Below are 11,172 nucleotides of genomic sequence, written 5' to 3'. Positions count from 1 at the left end.
GTGCTCACCCTGTCGGGAAGCAGCTGGCTCGATACCTATTCAGAGATGATCTCCACGGCCTCGAAGCTTGAGTCGATGGTCGACATCTTGAACCGCGCAACACCGCTGTTCATCGCTGGTGTTGCGGTGGCAATCGGGTTCAAGATGAATCTTTTCAACATTGGCGTCGAGGGGCAATACATCCTTGCCTCGTTTATGGCTGCCTGGGTCGGCTCGCAGTTCAACCTGTGGGGCCCCATCCACGTTGCGTTGATCCTGTTTGTTGCCGTCACCGTTGGCGGTCTTTGGGCCGGCCTTGCTGGCCTTCTCAAGGTCACCCGAGGCGTCAACGAAGTGATCTCCACGATCATGTTGAACTTCATCGCAACCGGCGGCATTATCGCCGCGTTGCTGCCGCGCGCGATCGACGATCCGACCGACGCAAACCAGGGCACACCGTTGATCGCTGAGTCGGGTTGGATGCCCGACCTCAACGGACTGTTGGAGATCTTCACCCGTGAGATCCTCAAGGGTCGCCAGCTCGGAGGGATGTTCGTGATCGCCATCCTGCTGGGAATCGGCTACTACGTCGTCGTCAACCGCACCCGGTTCGGATTCGACTTGCGAGCGAGCGGCATGAACCCGTTCGCTGCTCGGGCCGGAGGCGTCCCGCCAAAAAAAATGGTGCTCATCGCAATGACGGCATCAGGCGCGATGGCGGGCCTGATCGGGATGACCGAGATCCTCTCGGTGAATCACAGCTACGACCAGGGGTTCGTGAAGGGGCTCGGTTTTGCTGGCATCGCTGTTGCGCTGCTCGGTCGGAACTCGGCACCTGGCATGGCGGTTGCCGCGTTGCTCTTCGCCTTTCTCGACACCAGCTCGGCGCCGCTCCAGGTCACTGGGACGGCAAGTCCTGAGATCGTGGTCATCATGCAGGCCACCATCTTGTTGGCAGCGGTGATCGCCTATGAGGTGGTGAACCGCGTCAAACAGTCCGATGAGGTCAGACGGGCGGCACTGGCCACCGAATCAGTCGCACCGACTGACGCAATGAGCGGACCGGATGCAATGAGCGGACCGGATGCAATGAGCGGACCGGATGCAATGAGCGGAGAGGTGACGGCATGACCGACACACTGCACGGCACGTCGAAACTTCCCGTGCCGACCACATCGGTCGCCGAGCATTGGAAGGCGCTGCCGAACTGGGCGCGTTGGGCGCTCATGGCTGCTGCTGGCGTCTTGATCCTCACGATCGTGCAGTCATTCAGCGGCACCGATCTCCTCACCACGCCGAATGCGTCGAGTGGCATGCTGCGCTGGGCGATGCCGATCCTGCTCGCTGGCCTCGGTGGGCTCTTTTCCGAGCGTGTCGGGGTCATTAACATCGGCCTCGAAGGGATGATGATCCTGGGAACCTGGTGCGGGGCCATCGGTGCATTCGAATTCGGGCCGTGGGGCGGCCTGATCTGCGGCCTCATTGGTGGCGCGCTCGGCGGACTCCTCCACGCCATCGCCACCGTGCAGTTCGGCGTCGACCACATCATCAGCGGCGTGGCAATCAACATCTTGGCGCCGGGCCTCGCACGCTTTCTGTCTGACCGGTTCTTCCCGCAGCGGGGCGGCTCGATCTCGCAATCACCACGAGTCGACGGTCTCGGAACGTTCACCGTGCCGGGCCTTTCGCAACTGTTCGAGAAAATTGACGGGTGGGGGATTTTCTTCCTCTCCGACATGGCTGGTCTCCTCGAGGGGCTCGTCACCGACATCCGTTATTTCACCCTGTTCGGCCTGTTGCTCGTTCCCGCATCAGCATGGCTGCTGTTCCGCACCAGGCTCGGCCTGCGTCTGCGTATCTGCGGTGAGAATCCCAAGGCGGGCGAATCGCTGGGAGTCAACATTTACCTCCACAAGTATCTCGGAGTCGTGGTGAGCGGCGCGTTCGCAGGCCTCGCTGGTGCGTTTATCGTGATTGAACTGACCGGCCTGTATCGCGGCGGCCAGACCAACGGCCGAGGCTTCATCGCACTCGCCGCGCTGATCTTCGGGAACTGGCGAGCGAGCGGCGTGATGGTCGGCGCGATGCTCTTCGGTTACCCGTTCGCTATCTCGCTCAACGACTTCGATGAAACCGGGAGCGGCGTCGCCACACGTGCGTTGTTGCTCGTCGTCGCGATCGGGCTCGCCGGATATGCGATCTTCGCGTATCGCAAAGACGCGGCGAAGCCGGGCGTGGCTGCTCAGGCAACTGGTGTCGTCGGCGATTCCGCCACGAGTGACAAGTCCTTCATGAAGTCGCCGACCGATTCGTACGTGTCGGGCGTCGCCAAGCTGGGCGGACCAAACGTGATGCTCGCAACGGTCCTCGCGTCGATCACCTTCCTCTGGTATCTGCTCACTGATCGAGCTGCCGACTGGGTGCCGAACACGATGCCGTATGCGCTGGTGCTTGTCGTTCTCATCTTCGCGAGCCAAAGCCTCAAGGCGCCCGCTGCGGCGGGGCAGGCGTATCGACGCGGCGAAGCCTGATCGTTTGCACCGGGCAGTCTTTTGCACTGCTGCGGTTTTCTTCGACCTCATCGACAACCAGGAGTCACTCATGAAGTTCGGCGTCGCATTTGCCAACACGGTCACCTTCACAACGGGAGAGGGCGCCGCGACGCTGGCCAAAGCTGCAGAGGCGGCGGGGTTCGAGTCGCTGTGGACCGTTGAGCACATCCTCTATCCCGAAGGGTACGAATCGACCTATCCGTACGCGCCTGACGGCAAAATGCCTGGCTCGGGTGACAGCCCGATCCCCGACCCCTTGATCTGGCTTGCCTACGTGGCAGCGCACACGACCACGTTGAAGGTGGCTACGGGCATCTCGCTGTTGCCCGAGCGCCACCCCGTGATGTACGCCAAGGAAGTGGCCACGCTCGACTCGATGTCGAATGGCCGCCTGATGCTGGGTATCGGTATCGGCTGGCTGCGCGAAGAGTTCGATGCGCTCAACGTTCCGTGGGAGGGCCGCACCCGCCGTACCGAGGAGTACGCCGACGTGATGCGCAAGCTGTGGAAGGCGGACGGTGTGTCGTACGACGGCGAATTCATCAACTTCGAGAACATCTCTTCAAACCCCAAGCCGACCAACGGTTCGGTGCCGATTCATATCGGTGGGCATAGCGAGGCCGCAGCCAAGCGGGCCGGTCGGATGGGCGACGGGTTCTTCCCGGCCAAGGGCAACATGGCCGAGTTGATCGACATCGCCAAGCAGACCGCCGCCGATGTAGGCCGTGATCCCGATGCGATCGACATGACCGGCGTACACCCGGGAATTTTTGGGGCCGATCCCGCAGCAGCGGTCGAGGAAGCGGCATCGTGGGGCATCGATCGCCTGGTAGCTCCGGCCTTCATGTTCATCGGCGACACCGAACAGAAGATGGCCGAGTTTGCCGCAAAGGTCATGCCCGTCTGAGCGAACCGTTGCTCGATGGGGCGGGCGAGCATCGCAGCGGCTGGGTAAGGCGAACGCCAGCCACGATCTGGTGCGGAGAATTCAGCTCAGGTGCTCGTGCAGCGTGTCGATGTGGTCGATGTTGACCGCACCCATGCCGACGAGAGCGGTGTTTCCTGGTCGAGAGCCGGGGCCCGTGAACGACAGTACCGATGCAGGCTCACCTTCGACCGAGGCGAGCGCCGTTGCCCAGGTGGGGCCGGTTCCATCGGTGCACGCCACCACAAGCGTCCGGTCGGCCATGGCTTGGACCACAGCGTCGCGGGCGCGAGAAGTTGCTGCCGATGCGGTCGTGTCGGGAACGAATGGGCTGACAAGGCAAAGTGCTTGCTGCTGGACGAGTTTGCGGAGGTCGGGGGATCGGGCTGCACGGTTGATGCCATTGGCTGCCACGACGATGGGAGTGCTGCCGCAGGCTCCAGACTCATCGAGCACCACATCGTCGATTGCCGGATCGTCCCCGTTTCTCGATTCGCCGGGGGCGCCGACCACAGTCGCCCACCCGGCGACGACGGTTGCTGCGACTGCCTGTCGAACGATCGATGCAATGGCGTCGTCAATCACATCAGTGACGATCGCGAGGCGACGGAGCAGCAGGACGTCGGTCGCCCCGGCAGCGAACAAATGCGGTGGGCAGCGGTGCTGCATTCGGTCGCGGAGCAGGACGGGAAATCGCTTGTCGAGGGCGGAGAGCAAGGTGATGCCACCCTCGCCAAGCCGTTCGATTTCGAACGCGAATGCTCGCGTGGCGTCGAGCAAGCCGCTCAAGCGCTGCTCGGACACATCACCTTGCGCGACCTGAGCGCGCACGGTGGTGTCGGTCAGGAGTGCGCCAACATCGATGCCGAGTGCGTCGGTGCGGTCGACGAGGCCCCAGAACTCGCGGGCCTTCAGCGGAGCGACGTCGAGGCGCGTGAGCTGATTGCTGAGCAGGAGTGCTGCGAGTTGCGTGTCGGAACTCATCGTGAGTCGATCATGGCACGTCGATTGGCCGCGGCCCAGTGATCTCGGTGGTTGCTGGTCAGGCCCGGCGCCCGAGGGACAGCGCAAGGACGGTCGGGAAAACCGGGCCGCTTCCGCTGCGTCGCATCAACCGCCCGATCTCGTTGAGGGTCCACCCGGAATCGACGAGGTCGTCGATGAGCAGTACCGGTCCGCCGAGTGGCGGCTCGCCGAGCGTGAAAGCTCCTGCAACGTTGGCTGCCTGATGCGGACTGTTCTGCATCTCGACCTGTGGCGGCCGATGCTCGGCCCGTTCGACGAGTTGCACGTAGGGAATGGCGAGCGTTTCAGCTACCCGTTGAGCGAGTGACGGCACGAGTGCACCGGTTCGTTCGGAAGGGACCGCAGCGACCCAGGTGGGTGCTGGCGATGGCGCCCACTCGGTGACCATTTCGACCAACGCGCCGACCAGCTCGTCGGCGAAGTGGCCGTCTCGGCGGCCTTGTTGCACCAGCGGGCCCCAGCCGCTGTCGCCCCAGTGGGCAAGCGTGCGGCCCTGCTGGGTTCGCTCACCCACGGGGATGCCCTGCTTTTTTGGTTCGATCGTCAAAGGCCGGTTCCGCAGGAAGGCCTCGGCTGCAGCAATGAGCTGCGTCGATGTGCTCGGTTGGATGAACTCGTTGCGGCAGTTATCGCAGATGCCGCAACTCTGCCCGAGGTCATCGTCGAGCAGATCGGTCAGAAACCGCATACGACATCCGGTTGTTTCGGCGTAGTCGAACATCAACCTCTGTTCGAACCGTCGGGCGTCAGTCACGGATTGCACTCGATCGTGCGGATATGTCCACGCCGCGAGTGTGCGCTCGTAGCTCTGGCCCTTGACTCGGCGTACGACACCCTCGACATCGAGTTGCTTGAGGGCGAGTTCGATCTTCGTCCACTTCACGTCAACCTGCGATGCGATATCGCGCAAGGACACGGGGCCTGCTGCCTCGTCGAGCACTGCGAGTACGGCGTCGACGTCGACAGGGTCGGGAAATGCCTGCTCGATGAAGTAGTCCTGAATGTTGACGTCTTCCTTGCCGCACAGCAACAGGGCACGGCTGTCGTCGAGGGCACGGCCAGCACGACCGACCTGCTGGTAGTAGGCGACTGGTGAACCAGGCATCTGGAAGTGGATGACGAAGCCGAGGTCGGGCTTGTCGTACCCCATGCCAAGGGCGGAGGTGGCAACGAGTGCCTTCAAATCGTTGGTCTTGAGGCGGTGCTCGAGCACTTCACGATCTTCGTTGATGGTGGCGCCCGAGTAGCCCTCAACGTCGTGGCCCTGGCGCTTGAGCCAGCTGGAGACGTTGTCGACGTCGCGGATGGTGAGGCAATAGATGATGCCCGAACCTGGCAGTGAGCCGAGGTGTTCTGCCAGCCATGCAAGCCGCTCGGCCTGTCGGCTGAGTTTCACAGCACTCAGCGCCAGGCCGTCACGACTCAACGTGCCCCGGTAGGTGGTGATGTCGGTACCAAGCTGATTGGCGACGTCTTCGACGACGCGCCTGTTCGCAGTAGCGGTGCAACCGAGCACGGGGACGTTGCCGTCGCCGAAATTACTGATCAAGCGGCCGATGCGCCGGTAATCGGGTCGGAAGTCGTGGCCCCAGTCGGAGATGCAGTGCACCTCGTCGATCACGACGAGCCCGGGCCGGCTGCCGAGGAGCGGCATGGCCTGCTGTGCGAAGTCGGGGTTAGCGAGCCGTTCGGGCGAGACGAGGACGAGGTCGACACTGTCGCTCTGCAGCCGGTCGGCGAGTTCGTTGACGGTGGTCGTTGACGACGAGTTGACCGTCATGCATCGGAGCCCGAGCCGTTCGGCCGCTTCGATCTGGTTGCGCATCAGGGCAAGCAGTGGAGAGATCAGCAGTGTCGGCCCGAGACTCTGCTTGCGGAGGAGGTGGGTGGCGAGAAAGTAGACGGCGCTCTTGCCCCACCCGGTGCGCTGCACCACGAGGACGCGCTCGCGCCGCTCGACCAACGCTTCGATCGCCTCACGCTGGTCGGGTCGGAAGTCGGCGTCGGCTCGACTGGTCAGCTCGCGCAGGGCTTTGAGCATGGGGTCAGCACCCGCAGTATCGCCGGCAAGAACAGTCATGGGCCCATCATGCACCCTGGCTGTCACAGTCCCTCATCGATCATGGACACAAGGTGGGCAGCCATCCCTGGCCGAGCGGTGTTTGGGCGTTACCGATTTTTGTGTGACCGATTGTGGCGACTTTCTCCGGCATGGCTCACAAAGAATCGGAATTCCGGAATTCGGCAGCACTCGCGTACTGTCGGGGGATGTCGGCTGAGACCACCACACCGTTCTTTAATCCACTCGACGAGGGATACATGGAGAATCCGTATCCCCACTTCGGTGAGATGCGTGATCACGACCCAGCGCACCTCTCGCTGATTGACCTGTGGGTGCTGTTCAAGCACGACGACGTCTTCCGACTGCTCCGTGATCCGTCGATGAGCGTGATGGACGACAAGATTGAGATCCGCGACGAAGCGCGCCGTGCTGAGATGATCGAAGCCGCTGGTGGCGAGTTTGAACGTGACACCTCGATGCTCAACACCGACCCGCCGGACCACACGCGGCTCCGTCGCCTCGTCAGTAAGGCGTTTACTCCGGCAGCCATCCAGGCACTGCGCCCGCGCATCCAGGAACTGGTTGACGGAGCACTCGACACGATGGCGGCCAACAGCGGCGGCGACGTCGTCAAAGAGCTCGCCTTCCCGCTCCCGTTCGACGTGATCTCCGAGATGCTCGGCATGCCTGAAAGCGACAAGGACCAGATCGCCAAATGGTCGGGCACCATCGTCAAGTCGCTTGACCCGATGCTTGCCATCGATGCCTTCGCGGAGATCAGGGCAGCGTCGGATGCGATGAACGCCCACATCGACGGAGTGATCGCCTGGAAGCGTGCGAACCCGGCTGACGACCTTCTCACAGCGCTGATCCAGGCTGAAGAAGACGGCGACCGCCTGACCTCGATCGAGCTGCGCGACCAGGTCGCACTGCTTTTCATTGCTGGCCACGAGACCACCGTCAACCTGATTGGAACCGGCATCTACGAACTGCTCCGCAACCCCGATCAGGCAGCTCTGTGGCGCGACGATCCCAAACTCGACGTGACGGCTGTCGACGAGATGCTCCGATTCGTCAGCCCCGTCCAGTTCTCTCGTCGCATCACCCTCGACGAGATCGAATTCCAAGGCAAGATTATTCCGAAGGGGATGTTTGTCCTTGCGGGCCTCGCGTCGTCCAATCACGACCCTGCCAAGTGGGGCCCGACCGCCGACGACCTCGACCTGCGTCGGGAAGGTGCTGGTCAGCACCTGTCGTTCGGAAGCGGTGCGCACTACTGCCTTGGTGCATCCCTTGCGAAGCTCGAAGCATCGATCGCTATGGGTTCGTTCTTGCGCCGTTTTCCTGACGCCATCGTCGACGAAGCCGGGGTCGCATGGAATGGCCGCGTGAACCTGCGCGGTCTTGAGCGCCTCCCCATCAGCGTCTGACTCGTTTGCGTCGAACTTCTCGCGCTCATGCCAACTGATGCCTCGACGCAAACGGTGCTGGGGGACGGTGCTGAGTGAACATGTGTGACCGCAGGCTCGTTGTGAGGGGTTACTCGACGTGATCTGATGGGCAACTCCTGACACGGTTGAACGGTTGTGGCGTAGAGCGCCACGTCAACAGTGCGGATGGAGCCCCCCACATATGAGCAACGACGAATCCGCCGAGCCTGCTGTTGAGCGGGACACGAACGAGACGCCTGAGAGTGAGACGGCTGCGAGCGAGACGGCCGATCCAGCCCGGACGGTGTCGCTCCCCGCCAAGAAGTCGATCATCGCGTCGATCGCCGCAGGTGCCGCGCGCCGCTGGCAAGTGACATTCGCATTCATCATCGTCGTTCTCGTCGCAGGCATCTCGGCATTCGGATTCGGCCTTGACCGTGAGGGTTTCCCGCCGATCAACACGCCCATCTCCGTGGTGAGTGGCACATACTTCCTCGACAACACCGAACAGATCGATGCGGACATCATCGTCCCGCTCGAAGCGGCCTTCAGCGAAGTCGAAGGCGTCGTGTCGACCGAAGCAACCGCGCGGAACAGCTCGTTCTCGATCGTCGTCGAGTTCGAGTCGGACATCAGTTCCGCCATCGGTACGCAGCGACTGCTCGACCTCGACCTCACCGTGCCCAATGGGACCCAGATCTTCTACAACCCGGTGAACGCCGCCAAGCTCGTCGGCCAGTTCGATGCACTTGTGTCGATCATTGGCCCGCCCGATGCCACACCAACGCAGCTGCAGGAACAGGCCGAACTGCTCAGCACGTACCTCGCCGCGGAAGGTGATGTTGGGGTGGCCGACGTCCGCGACCTCGAGACTGCCTCGCTCAATCCGGCCAATGGCGAACAAGAGACTCGCCTGACCCGGTTTACTCGCGTCGCGCTCGACAGCTCGGGCTACGACAATGCAATTGCCGTCGGCCTGATCCGTAGCGAGACCACTGAACTCGACGTCCTCGCGTTTTCCGATTTGATCGAGAGTCGCCTTGACAGCGCTGACTCGCCGCTTGCTGACGGATTCACATCGGCGATCACTGCCGACTTCGCCGTCGGTGTGCGTCAGCAGTTGTCGTCGCTCACCTCGAACCTGCTGACCGGCCTCATCGCTGTTGCCTTCGTCAGCCTGCTGCTGATCGGCTGGCGCGTGGCTGTTATGACTGCCGGCTTCATGGCTCTCGTGATGATGGGCTCGCTCATCGGCCTCTGGGTGTTCGGCTACTCGCTGAACACGATCACGCTGTTCGGCCTGATCCTGACGCTCGGCCTACTCGTCGACGATGCCATCGTGGTCTCCGAGTCGATCGACTCCAGCCGCGACGAGCCCAGCCCGGCCGAGGGCGGTCGCCGCCTCGGCATCGTGCGCACTGCGATCGAACGCGTCGGCTCGGCCTCCCTCGCTGGCACCCTGACGACCGTCGTGGTCTTCTCACCGATGCTCTTTGTCGGGGGCATCCTCGGCGAGTTCATCCGGTCGATCCCGGCGACCGTGATCATCACGCTGATCCTGTCGTTCATCTTCTCGATCGTCTTCATTCCGGCTGTCGCCCGAGTGTTTCTCTTGAAGGGAGCGCCGAGTAACAACCCAATCGTGCGTGTCGAGAAGCGCGTCGCCAAGGCTGCTGGCCGTCTGGCTGCGTATCCGTGGCGCAACGGCTGGAAGGGCCGCATCACCGGCTTCGGCCTCGTAGCTGTGGCGCTGGCCGCGATCATGACCGGCGGGACTATTGCCGGTTCGCTCCCGTTCTCGATCTTCCCGGCCGGAAAGGACGCTACCGGCCTTGCTGTCGCCGCCGAGTTCCCGGCTGGCACCTCAATCGAGCAGGCTCAGATGATCTCCGACGAAGTCGACGACGTGGTGCTCGGTGTGCTCGGTGACGACCTCGACCGCTCGCAATACGTGCGTGGCAACGAGCGGGTCACCGAGATCTTCCTCGATCTGACACCCATCGGATCTCGCGACACGAAGGCCCCAGTGTTCGTCGACGAGATTGAGGCGCAGTTCACCGCGATTGCCGATGCCAACCCTGGCCTTCGACTCACGGTCGGCCAGCTCGAGAACGGTCCGCCACTCCTTGAGTTCCCGTTCGCCACGCAGATCGAAGTGTCTGATGCAGCGTCGGTTGCAGCGGGCCAGCAGCTCGCCGAAGACATTCGTGACAACCTGCTCGGTCGCTCGTTCGAGTCGGGTGGCAGCACCGTCACCGTGACCAATGCAATCGTGTCGACCGACGGCGAGATCGACCGTGTCGACGGCCAGCGAATCATCGAAGTTCGAGCAAAGTACGACGAAGAGCAGGGCGTCTCTGGCATCTTGACCGACACGCAGTTGCTCGTCGAAGCCGACTTCCCGGCATCTGACATCGAGTCACGCGGGCTCGCTGCATCAGCTGTCGAGTTCGACTTCGGTCTCGAGTCTGACAACCAGGACGACTTCGCCGGCCTGATTACGGCGGGCATCATCGCCCTCGGCCTCATGCTCGTGTTGATTGCCGTGCAGTTCCGTTCACTCGCACAGGCGTTACTGATCTTCCTGGCGATCCCGCTGAGCTTCCTCGGGGTCTTCGGGGTCCTCAAACTGACCGACAATCCGCAATCGTTCCTCTCCAGCGTGGGGTTCATCGCCCTGATCGGGGTCGCGGTCAACAACACGATCCTGCTCGTCGATTCGGCGAACCAACAGCGCCGTGCCGGCGCGTCGGCTGGCGAAGCAATCCAGGCAGCGGTCACCTCGCGTTTCCGCCCGCTGATCGCGACGACGATCACCACCGTCGTCGGTCTGCTTCCGCTGGCGCTCAGCGATCCGTTCTGGGAGTCGCTCGGCTTCACCCTGATGGGTGGTTTGGTCAGCTCGACGATCCTCGTGCTTGTTTGCTTCCCGTCGTTTTATCTCGGCCTCGAATCGGTGCGTACACCGCTCCGCAACTGGGCCCGCAAGCGTCAAGGCCGAACCCTCCTCACCTGATAGATCGTCCCGCTTCTGTCCTGCTTTTGTCACACTCAGGTCAGACCTCGGTGTGACAAGATCAATTGATGCCCGACCTGACGAAGCAGAAGTGGCGATCGAAGATTGAGGCGAAGCTGCTCGACTCGGGCGCCGAGGACAACCACCGGATGTACGGTGAGCGCAAGCAAGAGGTGATCGGT

7 protein-coding genes are annotated in these 11,172 nt (G+C 62.6%); 5 read left to right on the top strand and 2 right to left on the bottom strand.

What is annotated here, in order from left to right:
* From ACH2EI_RS10965 to ACH2EI_RS10955, 3 genes are all read left to right on the top strand, one after another.
* The coding region (locus ACH2EI_RS10965) for an ABC transporter permease (protein ID WP_395160016.1) at positions 1 to 1,110 on the top strand (1,110 nt) is incomplete at its 5' end.
* Positions 1,107 to 2,510 (top strand): ABC transporter permease, encoded by a 1,404-nt coding sequence (locus tag ACH2EI_RS10960; protein ID WP_395160014.1) that lies wholly within the window; start codon positions 1,107 to 1,109, stop codon positions 2,508 to 2,510. The genes ACH2EI_RS10965 and ACH2EI_RS10960, both read left to right, overlap by 4 nt.
* A 4-nt stretch (positions 2,511 to 2,514) precedes the next feature.
* On the top strand, positions 2,515 to 3,438 hold the full coding sequence (locus ACH2EI_RS10955) for an LLM class F420-dependent oxidoreductase (protein ID WP_395151660.1): 924 nt from the start codon (positions 2,515 to 2,517) through the stop codon (positions 3,436 to 3,438).
* A gap of 81 nt (positions 3,439 to 3,519) precedes the next feature.
* On the opposite strand, the gene ACH2EI_RS10950 is transcribed toward ACH2EI_RS10955, so the two are convergent.
* Together ACH2EI_RS10950 and ACH2EI_RS10945 are read right to left on the bottom strand one after the other, a co-directional pair.
* Positions 3,520 to 4,440: a DNA-processing protein DprA gene (locus tag ACH2EI_RS10950; RefSeq protein WP_395151658.1), complete on the bottom strand. Its 921-nt coding sequence runs from the start codon at positions 4,438 to 4,440 to the stop codon at positions 3,520 to 3,522.
* A gap of 58 nt (positions 4,441 to 4,498) precedes the next feature.
* Positions 4,499 to 6,562, bottom strand: coding sequence for a RecQ family ATP-dependent DNA helicase (locus tag ACH2EI_RS10945; protein ID WP_395160012.1), 2,064 nt, complete (start codon positions 6,560 to 6,562; stop codon positions 4,499 to 4,501).
* 188 nt (positions 6,563 to 6,750) lie between these two features.
* Between ACH2EI_RS10945 and ACH2EI_RS10940 the strand changes: the two genes are divergently transcribed.
* Positions 6,751 to 7,974, top strand: coding sequence for a cytochrome P450 (locus ACH2EI_RS10940; RefSeq protein WP_395160010.1), 1,224 nt, complete (start codon positions 6,751 to 6,753; stop codon positions 7,972 to 7,974).
* Between the two features lie 202 nt (positions 7,975 to 8,176).
* Positions 8,177 to 10,990: an efflux RND transporter permease subunit gene (locus tag ACH2EI_RS10935; protein WP_395151652.1), complete on the top strand. Its 2,814-nt coding sequence runs from the start codon at positions 8,177 to 8,179 to the stop codon at positions 10,988 to 10,990.
* Positions 10,991 to 11,172 lie beyond the last annotated feature (182 nt).

Origin of the sequence: Ilumatobacter sp., assembly GCF_041688325.1 — a bacterium.
Lineage (GTDB): Bacteria > Actinomycetota > Acidimicrobiia > Acidimicrobiales > Ilumatobacteraceae > Ilumatobacter_A.
Note: the sequence above shows the minus strand (reverse complement) of the source record. Positions and strands in the feature narration are given on the sequence as shown.

Excerpts from the sequence above, each read along its gene's own strand:
- ACH2EI_RS10960 (WP_395160014.1), top strand. The coding sequence starts at position 1,107 with ATGACCGACACACTGCACGGCACGTCGAAACTTCCCGTGCCGACCACA.
- ACH2EI_RS10950 (WP_395151658.1), bottom strand. The coding sequence starts at position 4,440 with ATGAGTTCCGACACGCAACTCGCAGCACTCCTGCTCAGCAATCAGCTC.
- ACH2EI_RS10945 (WP_395160012.1), bottom strand. The coding sequence starts at position 6,562 with ATGACTGTTCTTGCCGGCGATACTGCGGGTGCTGACCCCATGCTCAAA.
- ACH2EI_RS10940 (WP_395160010.1), top strand. The coding sequence starts at position 6,751 with ATGTCGGCTGAGACCACCACACCGTTCTTTAATCCACTCGACGAGGGA.
- ACH2EI_RS10935 (WP_395151652.1), top strand. The coding sequence starts at position 8,177 with ATGAGCAACGACGAATCCGCCGAGCCTGCTGTTGAGCGGGACACGAAC.